The organism is Sphingobium bisphenolivorans (genome assembly GCF_000412635.1).
Taxonomy (GTDB): Bacteria; Pseudomonadota; Alphaproteobacteria; order Sphingomonadales; family Sphingomonadaceae; genus Sphingobium; species Sphingobium bisphenolivorans.
In genome coordinates, this window is record NZ_ASTG01000018.1 from 1 (window position 1) to 17,737 (window position 17,737).

The following is a 17,737-nucleotide window of genomic DNA, read 5'->3' on the forward strand; positions in this document are numbered from 1 at the left end:
GTGATCGCTGCACCATAGCTCGGCGCTTTGTCGGTATTGAGCGTGGCAGGCTTTTCCCAGTGCTTCAGGCCTCGCAGGGCCTTGCCCAGGAACCGCTTCGCTGCCTTGGCGCTGCGGGTCGGCGACAGGTAGAAATCGATCGTGTCGCCCCGCTTGTCGACTGCCCGGTACAGGTAGGTCCACTTGCCCCGCACCTTGACGTAGGTTTCATCCAGGCGCCAGCTCGGATCAAAGCCACGCCGCCAGAACCAGCGCAGCCGCTTCTCCATCTCCGGGGCGTAGCACTGGACCCAGCGATAGATCGTCGTATGGTCGACCGAAATGCCGCGTTCCGCCAGCATTTCCTCAAGGTCGCGATAGCTGATCGGATAGCGACAATACCAGCGCACCGCCCACAGGATCACATCACCCTGGAAATGGCGCCACTTGAAATCCGTCATCGTTCCGTCCGTCCAATCTCCGCCAAGCATGCTCAAGCTTCACGATTTTTGCAACAGAGCCCCGGCGACAGCGCCGCGGGCCTTGATCCCCAAGTGGCGGTCGCCTTCAGCTTCCGCGCCGTGTCGCAATAACGGGCGATGGATTTGCCCGAGCAGTTCTGCCAAAGCGGCGCCATGGACGGCAGGCAGTCAACCAGCGCGCGCATTGAGGACGGGGTCTTCCTGGGCTTCGTCCTGGTGGTCTCGATCGCCTTCGCCCTCGTCATCGAGCCGTTCTTCGCCGCTATATTATGGGGCGTGATCGCTGCGATCCTCTTCGCGCCGCTCAATCAGCGGCTGATGCGGGCGGTGCCGGGACGGCGGAACAGCACCGCAGCGCTGACGCTGCTGCTGATCATCGCGCTGGTGATCGTGCCGGCCATCATCCTCGCGATCGCGCTGGTGCAGGAAGCGACCATCTTCTACGCCAAGGTGCAGTCGGGCGAGATCAACTTCGCCCATATGTTCGCACTGGTTCTGGCCAGCCTGCCTGGCTGGGCTGTCGCCTTTCTGGAGCGGCTGGGAATCACCAACTTCGCCGCCGTACGCGAGATGCTGAGCGAAGGAATTGCATCAAGCTTCCGCCTGGTGGCGGCGCAGGCGCTGCAGATCGGGCAGAGCGCGTTCAGCTTCCTGATGGCGCTGGGCGTCATGCTGTATCTCACCTTCTTCCTGCTGCGTGACGGCCCGAAGCTGGCGGCCATGGTGGATCGGGCCGCGCCGATGCGCAGCAGCTACCGTCGCGCGCTGATGGACCAGTTCGTCATCGTCACACGCGCGACGATCAAGGGCAGCATCGTCGTCGCCATCGTGCAGGGGCTGATCGGCGGGCTCGCTTTCTGGGCGCTGGGCATTCCGGGCGCGCTGCTGTGGGGCGTGCTGATGGGCGCCTTCTCCCTGATCCCGGCCGTGGGTACGGCGCTGGTGTGGGCGCCGGTTGCGATCTACCTGCTTGCGACGGGCGCGCTGGCGAAGGGGCTGATCCTGATCTTCTGCGGCATGTTCGTGATCGGCATGGTGGACAATATCCTGCGGCCGATCCTGGTCGGGCGGGATACGCGCATCCCCGACTATGTCGTGCTGATCACGACGCTGGGCGGGATCGACCTGTTCGGCTTCAACGGCATCATCATCGGCCCGGTGATCGCCGCGCTGTTCATCGCGACCTGGAATATCGTGACCAAGATGCGGCAGGGGGATGACGGGCTGGAGGGGCCGTTGACCGAGTAGGGTCGGACCGAAGAGCTAGATTTCCTCCAGCGCGGCGCTGGCTTCCATCCAGATCTCCTCGGCGCTTTCCAGCTTCTTCTCCACCTCGGCGCGCTTCACCATGAGCTGGGTCATGGTCATCTTCGCCTCCGCGCCGGACGCGGATTTGGGGTCGAACAGGGCCTGATCGATCCTGCTGCGCTCCGCGCTGAGGGTCGCCATTTCCTTTTCCGCCTTGCTGACGGCGTTCTTCGCCGCCTTCTGCTTCTCGCGCCACTCGGCCGCGTTGCGCTTTTCCGCCTTGCGATCGACCTTGGGCGCGTCGCCGCCCGAGCCGTTACCGTCCGCCTTGCGCAGGATGATGTCGGTATAATCCTCCAGGCTGCCCTCGAAGGGCTGGGCCGTGCCGCCGTCGACCAGCACGAGGCGGTCGGCGACCAGCTCTATCATGTGGCGGTCGTGGGAGACGATCACCACCGCCCCCGAATATTCGTTGAGCGCCTGCACCAACGCCTCGCGGCTGTCGACGTCCAAGTGGTTGGTCGGTTCATCGAGGATGAGGAGGTGCGGCGCGTCGCGGGTGATGAGCGCGAGGGCGAGGCGCGCCCTCTCCCCGCCCGACATGGAGCCGACCTTCTGCGTGGCGCGCTCGCCGGAGAAGCCGAAGCGGCCGAGCTGGGCGCGGACGGCGGCCGGCGTCGCTCCCTTCATCACGCGGCTCATATGTTCGAGCGGCGTGTCGGTAACGTCGAGTTCCTCCACCTGATATTGGGTGAAATAGCCGACATTCATCTTGGCCGAACTGTTGATCGCGCCTTCCATAGGCTTCAGCTGCGCGGCGATCAGGCGGGCGAGCGTGGTCTTGCCGTTGCCGTTGCGGCCGAGCAGCGCGAGCCGGTCGTCGGGATCGATGCGCAGGTTGACGCGCCGCAGGATCGGCGTGTCATCATAACCGACCGCCGCCATGTCCATCGTGATGAGCGGCGGGCGCAGCTCGGGCGGGCTGGGGAAGCCGAAATGGAGCGTGGGGTCCTCGATCGCGGCGGCGATAGGCTGCATCTTCGCCAGCGCCTTGGCGCGCGACTGGGCCTGTTTCGCGGTCGAAGCGCGGGCCGAGTTGCGGGCGACATAGTCCTGAAGCTTCTCGCGCTCGGCCTGCTGCTTGGCGCGAGCGGCCTCCTGCTGGGCGAGGCGTTCGGCGCGCTGGCGCTCGAACGCGTCATAGCCGCCGGGATAGAGGGTGACCTTTCCTCCCTCGAGGTGGAGGATGTAATCGACCACATTGTTGAGCAGGTCGCGCTCATGGCTGATCACCACCACGGTGCCGCGATAGCTTTTGAGGAAATTTTCGAGCCACAGCGTCGCTTCGAGATCGAGGTGGTTCGATGGTTCGTCGAGCAGCAGCAGGTCGGGGTTGGAGAAGAGCAAGGCCGCGAGTGCCACGCGCATCTTCCAGCCGCCCGAATAGCTGTCGAGCGGGCGGCCCTGCATTTCCTCATCGAAGCCGAGGCCGACCAGGATGCGGGCGGCGCGCGCCGGCGCGGTATAGGCGTCGATGGCGTTCAGCCGCTCATAGATATGGCCGAGGCGGTCGGGGTCCTCGGTATGCTCCGCCTCCGCCATCAGTGCGGCGCGTTCCTTGTCGGCCTCCAGCACCGTGTCGAAGGGGGTGGCGATGCCGCTGGGCGCTTCCTGCGCGATATAGCCGAGGCGCGTGTCGCGCGGCATGTCGCAGTTGCCCTCGTCGGGGTCTAACTGGCCGATCATTACCTTCATCAGCGTCGATTTGCCCGCGCCGTTGCGGCCGATGAGGCCGACCCGGCTGCGCGGCGGCAGCGCGGCGCTGGCGCGATCAAGGATGGTGCGGCCGCCAAGGCGCACGGTGATGCCGTTGAGATTAAGCATGGGCAGCCCCCCTAGCAGAGCGGATCGGCCTTGTCAGCGCCGAGAAACCTTCAAGTCCAACCGCAAAATGCGGCGAACCGATGTTTCTCACCTCTTACCCGCAACAATATTCAGCGTGGCGTAAGCCGCGCGGCGGCAAATCATCTGCCTAAGATCCCGCTAGGGGGAATTTTCCGGGAGGTTCCATGTTCAAGACCATCCTCACATCTGCGTCGCTGACGGCCGCAGCAATAGCGGGCATCGCTGCGTCGCCCGCGATGGCGCAGAGCCATTATCAATATACCGAGCGCTATGATGGCGATGATGGCAGCTATTATCGCAGCGAAACCTATCATGAGGAGGATGGCGATCGCGGCTACGACCGGGGCTATCGCGACTATGATCGGCGCCCTGTCCATTATCAGGACGGCTATGAGCGCGACGAATATGTGCGCGAGCGCCCGGTGCATCGCGCCCGGCCGCGCTACACCAATTGCTCTTCCGGGACGACCGGCACGGTGGTCGGGGGCGTGCTCGGCGGGCTGCTGGGGCGAGAGATCGGGCGCGGCGGTCGCTGGAACCGGCCGAGCACGACCGGCCTGATCCTGGGCGCGGGCGCGGGCGCGCTGGCCGGCCGGGCGATCGAGCAGGATGGCTGCCGCTGAGATTTGGATGCAATCAGACTGTGTTCCTGCGGGAGCAGGAGCACGTCAGCGGGCAACCGCTTCCGCCGCATAGAGGGTGAACTGGGCGTGCAAGCCGTCGGTGGACGACTGGCCGACCCAGAGGTCGAACGCCCCCGGTTCGGCGATGATGCGGTTGCCTGATCCCACAAATTGCAGGTCGGTGCGGGAGAGGGAGAAGCGGACCGTTTTGCTCTCGCCGGGCCCCAGCGTGACGCGTTCGATGCGCTTGAGTTCGCGGATCGGACGGGTCCGGCTGGCGACGCGGTCGCGGATATAGAGTTGCACCACTTCGCTGCCTTTGCGCTTTCCCTTGTTGGTGAGGCGGGTGGTGATTTCTATGGCCCGATCCCAGCGCAGCGCCGTGTCGGACAGCTTCAGATTGTCGAGTACGAATTCCGAATAGCTGAGGCCATGGCCGAAGGGAAAGCGGGCGCTGTTGTCGGTGGTCGTGTAGCGCGCCTTATATTCGATATTGCTGTCCACCACCGGACGCCCGGTGGATTTGCGGTCGTAGAAGAAAGGCTCCTGCCCCGACTCCCACGGGAAGCTGACCGGTAATTTGCCGCTCGGGTTCTCGCGCCCGAACAGGATGTCGGCGATGGCATGGCCAGTCTGCGACCCCAGGAACCAGGTGGCGAGGATCGCCTGCGCGTTCGCCACGCCGTCATGCAGCGCCAGTGCGCGGCCGTGGCGCAGGAGCACGATCACGGGCTTGCCGATGGCGGTGACGGCCTGCGCCAGCGCCTGCTGCGGCGGCGGGATTTCGATCACGGTGCGGGACTGCGCCTCGCCCGACATGTCCTGCGATTCGCCGAGGGCAAGTATGACGATGTCTGCGGCCTGGGCGGCCTCCACCGCCTGCGCAATACCGCCGTCGATCGGACCGAGGATCTCGCTGCCTTTGGCAACGATCAGCTGCGCCGGGTCAGGCATGGCGGCGCGCAGCCCGGCGGCGACATCGACGCCCTTGCCCTTTTCCGCATAGAAGGCCCATGGTCCGTAGAGGTTCGCGCGATCCTCCCCGAACGGGCCGATCAGAGCGATCTTCTGCCCCTTTGCGGGATCGAGCGGCAACAACCCCTCATTGCGCAGCAGGACGATCGAACGGGCGGCCGCTTCCCGCGACAGGGCCTGAAGGGCGGGCGCGCCGACGCGGGCCTTCTCCATATCTTCGTTGAGCGAGCGCCAGGGATTGTCGAACAGGCCGATGGCGGTCTTCACATAGAGGATGCGGCGGACCGCAACATCGACCGTCTCCATCGGCACCGCGCCGCTCTTCACCAGATCGGGAATGTGGCGGATATAGAGGCCGCTCTGCATCGACATGTCGACGCCGGCGAGAACGGCAAGGCGGGCCGCGTCCCGCTCATCCTCGGCAAAGCCGTGGGCGATCAGTTCCTCGTCGGCCGTATAGTCGGAAAAGACGAAACCGCGGAACTTCATCTCACCGCGTAGCAAGTCGGTCAGCAGATCGCGGTCGGCGGTGGCGGGCACGCCATTAATCTCGCTGAACGCCGCCATGGTGGTGAGCGCGCCCGCCGCGAAGGCTGAGCCGAAGGGCGGCAAATGGGTTTCGCGCAGCGTCTCTTCGGAAATGTCGACGCTGCCATATTCAAGGCCGGCGGCGACCGCGCCATAGGCGGCGAAATGCTTGGGGCAGGCGAGCAAGCTGTCGTCGCGGCGCAGGTCGCGCCCCTGAAAGCCGCGCACCCGGGCGGCGGCAAGCAGGGAGCCGAGATAGACATCCTCTCCCGCCCCCTCGACGACGCGGCCCCAGCGCTGGTCACGGGCGACGTCGACCATCGGAGCGAAGGTCAGGTGCAGGCCGGCCGCCGTGGCTTCGCTCGCCATCGCGCGGGCGGTGCGTTCGGCAAGCGCGGGGTCGAAGGTGGCGGCTTCGGCGATCGGGACCGGGAAAATAGTGCGGAGGCCATGGATGACGTCGCCCGCGAACAGCAGGGGGATGCCGAGCCGGCTGTCCTTGACCGCGATCTGCTGCGCGCGGCGGGCGCCGGCCACGCCGATCCCGTTGAACAGGCAGCCCACCCGCCCTTTGCGGACTTCATCGGCCAGCTGCCTTTCATTCTGGATGCCGACCTGTGGATTGGGCGGGTTGTAGGGGCGGAAACTGTCGGTGAGGCAGGTCATCTGCCCGGCCTTCTCCTCCACCGTCATCCGCGCGATGAGTGCGTCCACCCGCTCGACCTCAGCCGCGGCCAGAGCGCGGCGCGGCAGAGGGAGAGTGAAGACACCCGCAAGGGCTGCGGCAAGGACGGAGCGGCGATCGATGCTCATCAAGGGGAATGTATCAGAATCTGGATGAAAGGCACTTATCCGGTTGGCGTGGGCGATGGCGCAACCGCGGAGAGGCGGGTCGGGGTCTGGGGTCGGTGAATGTCGACCTCCAGCTTAACTCGCGCCCTGCGCCATGCTGAACCTGTTTCAGCATCCATTTCGCGTCACGAGCGGAATAGGCATCAAGGCTCGACGGATGCTATGGATGCGCGCGATTTTCTTAAGCCGGCGCGAACAGCTTCGTGCCCATGACGCCGACGACGATCAGCGCCATGAAACAGGCCTGCACGCCGCTCACCCGATCGCCGAACAGGATCATTCCGCCGATGATGACGCCCACGGCGCCAAGGCCGGTCCAGATCGCATAGGCCGTCCCGGCGGGCAGCCCCTTCATTGCCAGCGCCAACAGACCCATGTTGACGAAGCTGAGTATGATCGGCACGGACGATGCCTGCCAGCTGCCAACCGTCGCGGCCCATTTGAGGCTCAAGGCCCAGCAGATTTCGGTAAACACGGCGATGCCGAGGATGAGCCACGCCATAGCGCGATCCCTTCTTCCTGCGGGCTCGGTCGAGGCAGGCGCGCGGGCCGGAAACCCGTAAGAGGCGGCGCGCCGGATCGCTTCCCTGGGAAGCGATGGTGGACAGGGCTGGATTCGAACCAGCGTACGGGAAACCCGGGCAGATTTACAGTCTGCTGCCTTTAACCACTCGGCCACCTGTCCAGTCGCCTAACCGTAGTCGGGGAAGCCCCGATCGGCTGGAGGGCGCTCCAATGACGAAAGGAGACTTGCCTGTCAATGGCCTCATGTGAAAAGAGCGGCCCATGAAAAGAGGAAATCGCACCGGAAAGGCCAAAGGGACCTTTCCCCGCTTCTATGGGCGCCATGCCGTCATCGCCGCCCTGGCCAATCCGGACCGGGTCGTCCGCAAGATCTGGGGCACGCGCGACGCGCTGAACGCGCTCGACCTGCCGCCGGTCCTGCCCATCGTCTATGCCGATGTCGCTGATCTCGGCCGCATGGTCCCGTCCGACGCACCTCATCAGGGGATCGTCGCGGAGGTCGAGCCGCTGGAAGATGTCTGGCTGGGCGACGCTCTGGAGGCAGGCGCGGATGATAACAGGCCCGTGCTGGTGCTGGATCAGGTGACCGATCCGCATAATGTCGGCGCGATCCTGCGTTCGGCGGCGGCATTTGACGCACTCTGCATCGTGACGCAGGATCGCCATGCGCCGCCCGAATCAGGCGTGCTCGCACGAACGGCGTCGGGCGCGCTGGAGATCGTGCCCTGGGTACGGGTAGTGAACCTCGCCCGGGCGCTCGACGAGATCGCAGAGGCGGGCTATTGGCGCATCGGCCTTGACGGCGGGGCCGACCAGACGCTGGGTGAGGCGATCGGCACCTCACGCGTGGCACTGGTGTTGGGGGCCGAGGGCGAAGGGCTGCGCCACAACAGCATGGCGCATTGCGACATCCTTGCTAAACTGCCGATCAGCCCGCGGATGGAGAGCCTGAACGTATCCAACGCCGCGGCGATCGCCCTTTACGCGGCTGCCAGCCGGTAGCCGCTTGAAGGACCGAACGACCAGGGGGATAATATGGCTGGTTTTCTGCGGGCCGCGGCTGCTCTGGCGACCAGCCTTACGCTCTCCGCCTGCCTGGTGACGCCGGGCAAGTTCGAATCCGCGCTCGACATCAGGGCGGATCGCAGCTTCAGCTTCACTTACGCGGGCGAGATACTGGCGTCGGACATCGGTGAAGGGCTGGGCTCCCTGCCCGGCACTGACGATCCCATCAAAGGCGCCGAACCCCAGACGAGCGGGGACAGCGCGCTGCGCATTGCGCTGGCGAAGAAGGCTGAGGAAGAGCGCTTCGATGTCAAGCAGGGCAAGGGCGACGACGCGCAGATGCAAGCGATCGCAACGGCGCTGAGCAAGGAGAGGGGCTTCCGCTCGGCGCGTTATGTGGGCGAGCACCGGTTCGAGATCGATTATGCGATCAGCGGCAAGCTGACCCACGCCTTTCTCTTCCCCTTCAACAGCGACGCGGAAATCGTGCTGCCCTTCGTCGCGGTGGAATTGCGCAATGACGATCGGGTGCGGGTGAGAGCGCCCGGCTATTCCAGCGGCTTCGACAAGAGCCGCGGACCGGCAGGCGGCGGGAGCGCGAGGGATAATGCCGCCAAGGCGCTCGACGGCGTCTTCACGCTCACCACCGATGCCGAGATCGTGAGCCAGAATCAGGAGGATGGCACGCGCGACATCCCCTTGGGCAAGCAGATCGTCTGGCGCGTGACGCCGCAGACCAGCGAAGCGCCCGCCGCCACTTTGAGGCTCAAGCCATAAGGCGGGCGGGCGAAAAAGCGGTCAGTCTTCCGGCGCGATGGTGATCCGCAGGCCGTCCAGCGCCTCATTGAAGGTCAGCTGGCAAGACAGGCGGCTGGTTTCGTTGCGGTGGTCCGAGCTGTCGAGCAGGTCGTTCTCGTCATCGCTGGCGGCCGGCAGCTTGTCGGCGAACGCGGGATCGACATAGACGTGGCAGGTCGCGCAGGAGCAGCAGCCTCCGCACAGCGCCAGCAGCTCGTCAAAGCCCTTGTCGCGGATGATTTCCATGACCGACAGGCCGTTATCACCTTCAACCGCCTGCTCTTCGCCCGAACGGTTGACCACAATCAGTTTCGCCATGTACCCAGGTCCCTCATACTTGCCGCAGGTCAATACGGACCGGCTGCGGGAAATCAAGGGCCGGCAGCGATTTCATGGTAACAACCGCAGAACAATTGCGCGCCGGCATCGATGCAATCGCGGCGATCGAGCCCGGCTTTGCCGCTGCGCTGGGCCGCGTCGGCTATCCCCTGCCCCGCGTCCGGGCACCAGGCTACGAAACCCTGCTACGGACGATCGTTGGTCAGCAAGTCAGCGTCGCTGCCGCGGCGGCGGTATGGCGGAGGCTGGAGGAGGAACTGGGCGAAGGGTGCGCGCCTGAAACGCTGCTGGCGCGGGACTATGACGCGTTGCGCGCCTGTGGCCTGTCGCGCCAGAAACAGGGCTATGCACGCAGTCTAGCCGAACTGGTGGCGAGCGGCACGATCGATCTGCATGCCCTCCCGGCGGACGATGAGGAAGCGATCGACCTCCTGACCCGGATCAAGGGGATCGGGCGATGGTCGGCGGAAATCTATCTGCTGTTCGCGGAAGGACGGCCGGATATCTGGCCGGCCGGCGATCTCGCCGTGCAGGTTGAAGTCGGGCGCATATTGGGCCTGCCCGAGCGGCCCAGCGAGAAGATGACGCGCAGCCTCGCCGAACGCTGGCGCCCCCATCGCGGCGCGGCGGCGATCATGGCTTGGCATCATTATAACACGGAGGTCCTATAATCCCATGTCCCCGCCCCATGCCCGCTATATCGTCCTGGAACATGAGGGCGTGTGGAAGATCAATCTCGACAATCGTTACTTCGGTCCTTTCAGCGCAAAGGAGGCGGCTGTTGCGAGCGCAACCGATACGGCGCGCAAGGCAAGCGAGGGCGGTTACCCTGCGTCGGTGCTGCTGATGCGGGGCACGGAGTTCGACATTTTGTGGACCAGCGTGACAGAGTAACGCCTTCCCCCCTGTCATCGCCGCCGTGCGGCGCGGCAAAGTTTTTTTCGCGGCTGCGGGAACCGCTTGCTTGCTGGGGTATTTACCTCCTCCAGTTGCGTGGGCCGAGGGATGAGCAAAAAGGTTCTTATCGTCGAAGACGAAATTTTCGTCGCGCTGGAAATCGAGCATATCGTCGAAGATGCGGGATTCACTGTTGGCGCCATTGCGGCCGACCGTGAAGCCGCGCTGGAGGCCGCCAGCGATTGCGATATCGCTCTGGTCGATCTCAACCTGCGCGACGGTCCCACCGGTCCCGGCATCGGCATGGAACTAGCCAGCCAATATGGTATTCGCGTCATCTATGTGACGGCCAATCCCGCGCAGATCGGCTCGGCCTCCGCAGCCGCGCTGGGCGTCATCACCAAGCCGTTTCGCGCTCAAAGCATCATGGCGACGCTGCAACTCGCCGCGACAGAAAGCCCGGAACTGGAAGCGGCGGAAATCGCCGGCTTTACGCCTTTTCCGCCGTCGTCCGGCTCATGGAGCCAACTGGAATCCAGAGGGTAAGGCCCAGACCTTTCGGCCGCCACTCGCGGCTCATCCGGCCACCCAGTTGGCGCTCGACGCTCAACTGCATCAGGCGGCTGCCAAAGCCCTGAAATTTGGTCGGGCCTATAGGGGGACCACCCTCTTCCAGCCATTCGATTCGATAGTCCCCGCCCTCCCGCTGCACGGACAGATGGACGCGGCCTCGGAGGGTAGACAGCGCGCCATATTTAGCCGCGTTGGTAGCCAGTTCGTGGAAAAGCAGCGCAAGAGGGGTCGCCGACCGGTCGTCGATCGCCGGATCTTCACCCGAGAACAGGATGCGGGGCCCCTGCGCATCCCGATAGGGAATGAAAATCTGCTCTAATATGCCGCGCAGCCGACCCTCGCCATCAGGGATCTGTGAGAGGTTATTATGCGGCCGGACGAAGTCATGCGCTCGGCCGAGCGCCATGATCCGGTCGCGCAGATCGTCCGCCACCGCGCGGATCTCGGGATGCTCGCGAGCAGAAAGGCCGATGAGGCCGGAGATCACCGAGAAGATATTCTTGATACGATGGGACAGTTCGTGCGCGATGACCTCCCGCTCCTCCACCATCGCAATCTGGTCGTTGATGTCGGTGCAGGTGCCGATCCATCGCGTGATACGCCCCTCCGCATCCCGGATCGGCAGGGCGCGGCCAAGCGTCCAGCGATAGGCGCCGCTATGGTGCCGCAGGCGATATTCGATTTCGTAGGGCTCGCCTGTTTCGAGGCTCTGCTGCCAGCGTTCCCGCGCCCGCTGTTGATCGTCGGGGTGGAAGATGCCGTTCCAGCCGTCACCATCGGTGGACCCGAGCGGCACGCCGGTAAACTCATACCAGCGGGCGTTGAAATAATCATGATAGCCGTCCGGCAGTGTCGACCAGACCATCTGCGGCATGGTGTCGGCAAGCGTGCGAAACAGGCGGTCGCTGTCCGCCACCGCCTGCGCATCCTGGTGTTGCTGAGCGATGAGGTCGCGGTCGCGCCGCCGTCCCTCCAGTTCCGCCATAACCTGCCGCGCGAGTAGCAAAAGGCCTTGCCGTTGGAGCGCACTCAGGTCCGGTCGGGGCTTGTCGCTGATGACGCAGAGTGCGCCCAACGCAATGCCCTCATGACCGATCAGCGGGACTCCCGCGTAGAAGCGAATGAAGGGTGGTCCGGTCACCAGCGGATTCTGCGCGAAACGCGAGTCAAGGGAAGCATCGGACACGACGAAGATGGCATCGCTCAACATCGCCTGCGTACAGAAGGAGATGCTGCGCGGTGTTTCTTCGGCATCGGTGCCCGTGCGGGCGAGAAAGCGCTGTCGATCCCCGTCGACAATGCCCACCAGGGCAATGGGAGCCTCGCATAAGGCGCACGCGAACGCCGTAACCTGGTCGAGCGTCGTGAAGCCGCCGGCATCGAGATCATAGCGCGCGATCAGCGCCGCGCGATCCGTCTCAAGTCCGGGCCTGTCAGCCATCGCTGACACGCTCGATATCGGCGCCGACGGCCGAGAGCTTCTCCTCCAGCCGTTCATAGCCGCGGTCGAGATGATAGACGCGGTTGACCTGCGTCTCGCCCTCCGCCGCCAACCCTGCGAGGATGAGGCTCATCGAGGCGCGCAGGTCGGTCGCCATGACCGGTGCGCCGACCAGCCGATCGACCCCGCGTACGACGGCCGTGCGCCCATTGACGCCGATGTCGGCGCCCATGCGCGCCAGTTCGGGCACATGCATGTAGCGGTTTTCGAAGATCGTCTCGGTCAGCACCGAGGCGCCGTCCGCCTTGGTCAGCATCGCCATGAACTGCGCCTGCATGTCCGTCGGGAAGGCGGGGAAGGGCGCGGTCGAGAGCGTCAGCGGGCGCAGCTTGCCATCGGCCGACACCCTGATGCCGTCCTTCAGTTCCTCGACATGGACGCCCGCGTCCCGCAAGGCCGCGAGGATCGCGTGCATGTCGTCGGCACAGGCCCCCGCCAGTTCCAGCGAGCCGCCCGTGATCGCAGCGGCGCAGGCATAGCTGCCCGCCTCGATCCGGTCGGGCATGACGCTGTAGGTCGCGCCGTGCAGCCTGCCGCGGCCGTGGATGGTCAGCTTGTCCGATCCGACGCCTTCAATATCGGCGCCCATTGCGATCAGCAGCTTGCAAAGATCGACGATCTCCGGCTCCCGCGCGGCATTCTCAAGGACGCAACTGCCCTTGGCGAGGACCGCCGCCATGATCGCGTTTTCCGTCGCGCCGACCGACACGACGGGGAAGGTGTAGATGCCGCCCGGCAGGCCGCCATCGGGCGCGCTGGCGCGGACATAGCCGGCGTTGATCTCTATGATCGCGCCGAATGCTTCCAGCGCCTTCAGGTGGAGGTCGATCGGCCGGTTGCCGATGGCGCAGCCGCCGGGGAGCGAAACCCGCGCTTCGCCAGCCCGGGCCAGCAGCGGCCCCAAAACCAGGATGGAGGCGCGCATCTTGCGGACGATGTCATACGGCGCTTCGGTAGAGGTGATACGGCCCGCGCGGAGCGTCATGACCCGGCCGAAATCCTCCGGCCGTGCGCCTTCGATCATGGTCGAGGCGCCAAGCTGGTTGAGCAGGTGACCAAAACTGTCCACGTCGGCCAAGCGCGGCAGGTTGCGCAGCGTTACCGGTTCGTCCGTCAGCAGCGCGCAAGGCAGCAGCGTCAATGCGGCGTTCTTCGCGCCGGAAATGGGGAGGCGGCCTTGCAGCACTTTGCCGCCGCGAATGTGAATGCGGTCCATCGGCTGGGTCTTAACGTTAATTACGCTTCACGCAAGGCGGCAAGGGCACGGCGGAGGGTGTGCAGCGATCCCGCAACGTCGGGGCGAGCAAAGATTTGCACCTCTACTGACATGAAATTGATCGAGTTTAGTGCAGCCCCCAAAAATGCAGCCAAAAGGCCCGTGGGGCGTTTTGCCACCGTAACGACAATTTGAGATGAAGGTGCTGTTGGTGGCGACAAGTTGTTTCGCGGACAAGCTGGCCAAGCATGTGCCGCTTTCCGATGCGGAAAAGGGAGCGCTTGCCAAGCTTGAGGAGAATCCGCGCAAGGTGAAGCGTGGCGGAATGATCCAGCGGGTGAATGACACGATCACCGAATTGTTCGTGCTGCGCGAAGGCCGGGTGATGAGCTTCGTCATCTTGCCCGACGGCAGCCGCCAGATTTTACGCGTCTATTTTCCCGGCGACTTCATCGGCTCGGCCAGCACCATCTACAGCAAGGCACCCGAATCGCTGATCGCGCTCACGGATTCGGTCATCTGCCCCTTCGACAAGAATGCACTCCGCCGTTTGCTGGAGGAATTTCCGCGTGTTGCTGCCCTGCTGTTCCTGCTGTCCAATGCCGAGCGCGTATCGCTGACGGACCGGCTCGCGTCGCTGGGTCGCACATCGGCCAAGGCGCGGGTCGCCGCCTTCCTGCTCGATATCTTCGATCGGCTGCGGATCACGGACGATGGCATCGTCGACAGCTTCGACCTCAAGCTGACGCAGGAAGAAATCGGCGATGCGATCGGCCTCACTTCAGTCCATGTGAACCGCATGATCCGGCAGATGGAGCAGGAAGGGCTGATCAGCCGGTCGAACGGACGGATCACGCTGCTGGACATGGCGCGGCTGGAAGAGATCGGCCATTACACGAACCGGCACAAGGATATGGACCTGGATTGGATACCAGGGCTGAGCTGAGCCTATCTGCGGTTCGGCGTGCTCCTGCGCACACAGGGTTACGCGAGAAGTTCCACGTCCCAATAAAGCCAGTCGTGCCAGCTTTCATGCAGATAGTTGGGCGGGAAGGCGCGGCCGTTTTCCAGCAATTGCCAGCTGGTCGGGCGGATCGGGATCTCGTGCAGATGCATATGCGCCTCCCGCGGCGTGCGCCCGCCCTTCTTGAGGTTGCATGGCGAGCAAGCCGTCGCGACATTTTCCCAAGTCGTCCGGCCACCAGCCCGGCGCGGAATGACATGATCGAAGGTCAGGTCGTGGGTCGATCCGCAATATTGACAGGCGAACTTGTCGCGCAAAAACAGGTTGAAACGGGTGAAGGCAGGATGCTCCGAGGGCTTCACATATTGTTTGAGCGCGATGACGGAGGGAATCTTCATCTGGAGGCTGGGACTGTGCACCTCCCGCTCATAGCTGGCGACGATGTCGACCCGATCCAAAAAGACCGCCTTGATGGCGGTCTGCCAAGGCCAGAGGCTCAAGGGATAATAGCTGAGCGGCGTATAGTCGGCGTTCAGAACCAGCGCCGGGCAGCTTTCCGGATGTGGTATCAGGTCGGGATGGTACATAAGAACCCTTCAACCCCTTGGGCCACGCTCTGATCCACCAGTAACGTGACGGCAGCATGACAGCATTAACCACCCCCGCCCGTCAAGGGCCTGTATGACAGAGGCAGCTGAACCACAGCATATAGTAACTCGCTTCGCGCCAAGCCCCACCGGTAGATTGCATGTCGGGCATGGCTGGTCCGCGCTGATGGCCTGGGACATGGCGCGTGCTCATGGCGGCGTGTTTCGGCTGCGCGTCGAGGATATCGACGGCACCCGCAGCAGGCCGGAACATGTCGCCGGGATTGTCGAGGATCTGCAATGGCTTGGCTTGGACTGGGACGGCGACATCATTTTCCAGTCGCGGCGATTGGGCCAATATGACGCGGCCCTCAAGCGACTGAAGGAGATGGGGCTCACCTATCCCTGCTTCTGCACGCGCGCGGACATCGCGGCGAGCGGCAGCGCGCCGCATGGAGCCGAAGGACCGGTTTACCCGGGCACATGCAGGCGACTGAGCGGCGAGGAACGGCAAGGGCGCATCGCGGCGGGAGAGCCGCATGCCTGGCGCATCGACATGGCGCGGGCGACAGCTCAGGCCGGTCCGCTGGCATGGCAAGCCGGCACATTCCCGTTCGGCAAGCCTGGGGAAACCTCGATCGTCGCCGCTCATCCGATCACGGCGGGCGACGTGGTGCTGGCGCGCAAGGATGCGCCGGCGAGCTACCATCTCTCCTGCACGCTAGATGATGCCGCGATGGGCGTCACCCATGTACTGCGTGGAGCAGACCTGCGCACAGCCACCGACATCCACCGGCTGATCCAGACCCTGCTCGCCCTGCCTACCCCCATTTACATCCACCATCCGCTGCTGGTCGACGCAGAGGGGCGGCGGCTCGCCAAGCGGAGCGGGTCGATCGCGCTGGCAGATCTGCGTGCCCATGGCGCCGATCCGGCACAGCTTGCCGCCGATTTGCGCGCCGGACGCTTCCCCATTGGCATTTCAGTCGCACAGGCCTAGATTTCCATTCATGAACACCGTGCTCGTCATCGCCCTGATCCTCGCCATGGGCGCCACATTGTTCGCGCTGATCCGCGGCATCATCGCCTTCCTTCAGGCGGCCAAGGAAGAACTCAACGCGCCCGATGGCGTCCCGCGACCATCCAGCCTGAAGCAGAACAAGATGATGATGAACCGCATCCTGTTCCAGGCGGCTGCCGTCATCATCGTCGCGATCCTGCTGTTGATGAAGAGCAACGGCTGATCCGCCGATGGTCAAGCTCAACAAGATCTACACCCGCACGGGCGACGCGGGCACCACGGGACTCGTCGACGGATCGCGCCTGCCCAAATATGCGCCGCGCATGCAGGCGGTCGGCGACGTCGATGAGGCGAACAGCGCCATCGGGCTCGCTATCGTGGCCATGGGGAGCACGACGGAAGCGCAATCGCTGACGGTCATCCAGAATGATCTTTTCGACCTGGGCGCCGATCTCGCCACCCCTTTGCCGGAGGGCGCAGACGAGCCATGGGCGTTGCGTATCGTCGCCAGTCAGGTCAAGCGGCTGGAAGACGAGATCGACGTCATGAATGCAGAGCTGCAACCGCTCGACAGCTTCATTCTTCCGGGCGGATCGGCGGCCGCTGCCGCGGTGCATCTGGCGCGAGCCGTCACCCGGCGGGCCGAACGGAGCGCGACTGCGGCGGCAGCGGAGGTGGGGTTGAACCCGCAGGCGCTCGCCTATCTCAATCGGCTCTCCGACCTGCTATTCGTGCTCGCCCGCCGGCTGAACGGCAATGGCGCCGGCGACGTCAAATGGGTGCCAGGCGCGTCTCGCTAACGCGGTGTTAGGGGCGGTCCGCACCCGTTAACCTTCTTCCTTCATCCCGGCTTTACCCGGACGCCCAATTTTGCACCGTTCCTCCAGAGCGGGCGCCCGGATGCACCTTGATTTCGCAAGTTCCGCCGATTTGGCGCGCCCGCTGCGCTTGCGGCTGCTCGCGCTCTGCTGCCTGGCGAGCCATCTGCCGCTGCTATTCTACATGGGCTGGGGTCTTGCGACCGGCCGCGTCGCATCGGCAGAAATCATCATCCTGCTGCTCGGCAGCTGGGCGGGCGCTGCCATCCTGCTGCGCGGGATCGCGGCGCTGATGAACCGGAGCGACAACGAGGAGCGGCATCAGGGGCTGTTCGCGGTTATGCGCCAGATCGTCGCACGGCGGGACCGGATGAGCGAGCCAGTCAGCCTGCCGTTGGAAGATGCGCTCACCGGCCTGCCCAACCGGCGCGGCTTTCTGGCGCGGCTGGACGCATTGCCGGCCGAGCAGAGGCAGGGGTGCATCGCGCTCGTCGCCGTCGACCGGCTGGCCGATCACGCGCTTGACGGCGGGGCGGGGGACACATTGTTGCAGGCGTTCGGCCACCGCCTGTCCTCGCGCATTCGCCGCATCGACCTGATCGCCCGCTGGGACAGCGAGGAGTTCGCCATCTTCTATCCCGACGCGATCGAGGATGAAGCCAGCTGGTCGCTGGCGCGGATCGCCGCGCAGCTTCGGCACGAACCCCTGACGGCGACCGATGGCGAGCCCCTCACCTTCTCGGCGGGGCTTTGCCGCTGGCGTGGCGAGCCGATCGCGGCCGCCATCTACAAGGCCAAGGCGGCGCTCGCCAACGCGAGCAATTCCGGTGGCGATCAGGTGCAGCGTGCCGGAAGCGCGTCGCTGCGCGTCTCTGCCCGTTTCTGACCGGCTTTTCGGAAC

The 17,737-nt window shown here is 64.7% G+C and carries 19 protein-coding genes, 1 tRNA gene and 1 pseudogene; 12 read left to right on the forward strand and 9 right to left on the reverse strand.

Features of this window, described 5'->3' with window-relative positions; all coding sequences use genetic code 11:
• Window positions 1-440: pseudogene (locus L858_RS0113460) on the reverse strand (IS6-like element IS6100 family transposase); the annotation flags it as partial.
• 174 nt (window positions 441-614) lie between these two features.
• Here L858_RS0113460 and L858_RS0113465 point away from each other — a divergent pair.
• Window positions 615-1,709 carry an AI-2E family transporter gene (locus tag L858_RS0113465; protein WP_028056118.1) on the forward strand — a complete coding sequence of 365 codons (1,095 nt, stop codon included), beginning with the start codon at window positions 615-617 and terminating at the stop codon, window positions 1,707-1,709.
• 15 nt (window positions 1,710-1,724) lie between these two features.
• Here L858_RS0113465 and L858_RS0113470 read toward each other — a convergent pair whose 3' ends face one another.
• Window positions 1,725-3,593: an ABC-F family ATP-binding cassette domain-containing protein gene (locus tag L858_RS0113470; RefSeq protein WP_022683679.1), complete on the reverse strand. Its 1,869-nt coding sequence runs from the start codon at window positions 3,591-3,593 to the stop codon at window positions 1,725-1,727.
• Window positions 3,594-3,778: 185 nt separating this feature from the next.
• On the opposite strand from L858_RS0113470, the gene L858_RS0113475 reads away from it, so the two are divergent.
• Window positions 3,779-4,237, forward strand: coding sequence for a glycine zipper 2TM domain-containing protein (locus L858_RS0113475; protein WP_022683680.1), 459 nt, complete (start codon window positions 3,779-3,781; stop codon window positions 4,235-4,237).
• 45 nt (window positions 4,238-4,282) lie between these two features.
• Here L858_RS0113475 and L858_RS0113480 read toward each other — a convergent pair whose 3' ends face one another.
• The 3 genes from L858_RS0113480 to L858_RS0113490 all read right to left on the reverse strand — a co-directional run bounded on the left by L858_RS0113480 (window position 4,283) and on the right by L858_RS0113490 (window position 7,277).
• Complete coding sequence (locus L858_RS0113480; protein WP_022683681.1) at window positions 4,283-6,553, reverse strand: glycoside hydrolase family 3 N-terminal domain-containing protein; 2,271 nt, start codon at window positions 6,551-6,553, stop codon at window positions 4,283-4,285.
• A 220-nt stretch (window positions 6,554-6,773) separates the two neighbouring features.
• The gene (locus L858_RS0113485) at window positions 6,774-7,094 is read right to left on the reverse strand and encodes a DMT family transporter (RefSeq protein ID WP_022683682.1); all 321 of its coding nucleotides are present in this window, start codon (window positions 7,092-7,094) and stop codon (window positions 6,774-6,776) included.
• A gap of 96 nt (window positions 7,095-7,190) precedes the next feature.
• Window positions 7,191-7,277: transfer RNA gene (locus tag L858_RS0113490), tRNA-Tyr, on the reverse strand.
• A 101-nt stretch (window positions 7,278-7,378) separates the two neighbouring features.
• On the opposite strand from L858_RS0113490, the gene rlmB reads away from it, so the two are divergent.
• Both rlmB and L858_RS0113500 read left to right on the forward strand, forming a co-directional pair.
• Window positions 7,379-8,119: a 23S rRNA (guanosine(2251)-2'-O)-methyltransferase RlmB gene (gene rlmB / locus L858_RS0113495; RefSeq protein WP_022683683.1), complete on the forward strand. Its 741-nt coding sequence runs from the start codon at window positions 7,379-7,381 to the stop codon at window positions 8,117-8,119.
• Window positions 8,120-8,152: 33 nt separating this feature from the next.
• The gene (locus tag L858_RS0113500) at window positions 8,153-8,899 is read left to right on the forward strand and encodes a hypothetical protein (RefSeq protein WP_022683684.1); all 747 of its coding nucleotides are present in this window, start codon (window positions 8,153-8,155) and stop codon (window positions 8,897-8,899) included.
• A 21-nt stretch (window positions 8,900-8,920) separates the two neighbouring features.
• Here L858_RS0113500 and L858_RS0113505 read toward each other — a convergent pair whose 3' ends face one another.
• Window positions 8,921-9,238 (reverse strand): 2Fe-2S iron-sulfur cluster-binding protein, encoded by a 318-nt coding sequence (locus L858_RS0113505; protein ID WP_022683685.1) that lies wholly within the window; start codon window positions 9,236-9,238, stop codon window positions 8,921-8,923.
• 74 nt (window positions 9,239-9,312) lie between these two features.
• On the opposite strand from L858_RS0113505, the gene L858_RS0113510 reads away from it, so the two are divergent.
• The 3 genes from L858_RS0113510 (at window position 9,313) to L858_RS0113520 (ending at window position 10,702) form a co-directional block, all read left to right on the forward strand.
• Window positions 9,313-9,930 (forward strand): DNA-3-methyladenine glycosylase family protein, encoded by a 618-nt coding sequence (locus L858_RS0113510; RefSeq protein ID WP_028056119.1) that lies wholly within the window; start codon window positions 9,313-9,315, stop codon window positions 9,928-9,930.
• 4 nt (window positions 9,931-9,934) lie between these two features.
• Window positions 9,935-10,153, forward strand: coding sequence for a hypothetical protein (locus tag L858_RS0113515; protein WP_022683687.1), 219 nt, complete (start codon window positions 9,935-9,937; stop codon window positions 10,151-10,153).
• A gap of 111 nt (window positions 10,154-10,264) precedes the next feature.
• A complete protein-coding gene (locus tag L858_RS0113520) occupies window positions 10,265-10,702 on the forward strand; it encodes a response regulator (RefSeq protein WP_022683688.1) in 438 nt (145 codons plus the stop codon).
• Here L858_RS0113520 and L858_RS0113525 read toward each other — a convergent pair.
• Both L858_RS0113525 and murA read right to left on the reverse strand, forming a co-directional pair.
• Entirely contained in the window at window positions 10,647-12,170 is a 1,524-nt protein-coding gene (locus tag L858_RS0113525; protein ID WP_022683689.1) for a sensor histidine kinase, read from the reverse strand. The genes L858_RS0113520 and L858_RS0113525 overlap by 56 nt on opposite strands.
• A complete protein-coding gene (murA, locus tag L858_RS0113530; RefSeq protein ID WP_022683690.1) occupies window positions 12,163-13,446 on the reverse strand; it encodes a UDP-N-acetylglucosamine 1-carboxyvinyltransferase in 1,284 nt (427 codons plus the stop codon). Before murA ends, L858_RS0113525 begins: the two co-directional genes overlap by 8 nt.
• 196 nt (window positions 13,447-13,642) lie before the next feature.
• Here murA and L858_RS0113535 point away from each other — a divergent pair, with 196 nt between their 5' ends.
• Window positions 13,643-14,392, forward strand: a complete 750-nt coding sequence (locus L858_RS0113535) for a Crp/Fnr family transcriptional regulator (protein WP_022683691.1) — start codon at window positions 13,643-13,645, stop codon at window positions 14,390-14,392.
• Window positions 14,393-14,430: 38 nt separating this feature from the next.
• Here L858_RS0113535 and L858_RS0113540 read toward each other — a convergent pair whose 3' ends face one another.
• A complete protein-coding gene (locus tag L858_RS0113540; RefSeq protein WP_022683692.1) occupies window positions 14,431-14,997 on the reverse strand; it encodes an HNH endonuclease in 567 nt (188 codons plus the stop codon).
• A gap of 94 nt (window positions 14,998-15,091) precedes the next feature.
• Here L858_RS0113540 and gluQRS point away from each other — a divergent pair, with 94 nt between their 5' ends.
• The 4 genes from gluQRS to L858_RS0113560 all read left to right on the forward strand — a co-directional run bounded on the left by gluQRS (window position 15,092) and on the right by L858_RS0113560 (window position 17,722).
• Window positions 15,092-15,997, forward strand: coding sequence for a tRNA glutamyl-Q(34) synthetase GluQRS (gluQRS, locus tag L858_RS0113545; RefSeq protein WP_028056121.1), 906 nt, complete (start codon window positions 15,092-15,094; stop codon window positions 15,995-15,997).
• Between the two features lie 10 nt (window positions 15,998-16,007).
• Window positions 16,008-16,241 carry a twin transmembrane helix small protein gene (locus L858_RS0113550; RefSeq protein WP_022683694.1) on the forward strand — a complete coding sequence of 78 codons (234 nt, stop codon included), beginning with the start codon at window positions 16,008-16,010 and terminating at the stop codon, window positions 16,239-16,241.
• A 7-nt stretch (window positions 16,242-16,248) separates the two neighbouring features.
• A complete protein-coding gene (locus L858_RS0113555; protein ID WP_022683695.1) occupies window positions 16,249-16,818 on the forward strand; it encodes a cob(I)yrinic acid a,c-diamide adenosyltransferase in 570 nt (189 codons plus the stop codon).
• A 100-nt stretch (window positions 16,819-16,918) separates the two neighbouring features.
• Complete coding sequence (locus tag L858_RS0113560; protein WP_022683696.1) at window positions 16,919-17,722, forward strand: GGDEF domain-containing protein; 804 nt, start codon at window positions 16,919-16,921, stop codon at window positions 17,720-17,722.
• The last annotated feature ends 15 nt before the right edge of the window (window positions 17,723-17,737 follow it).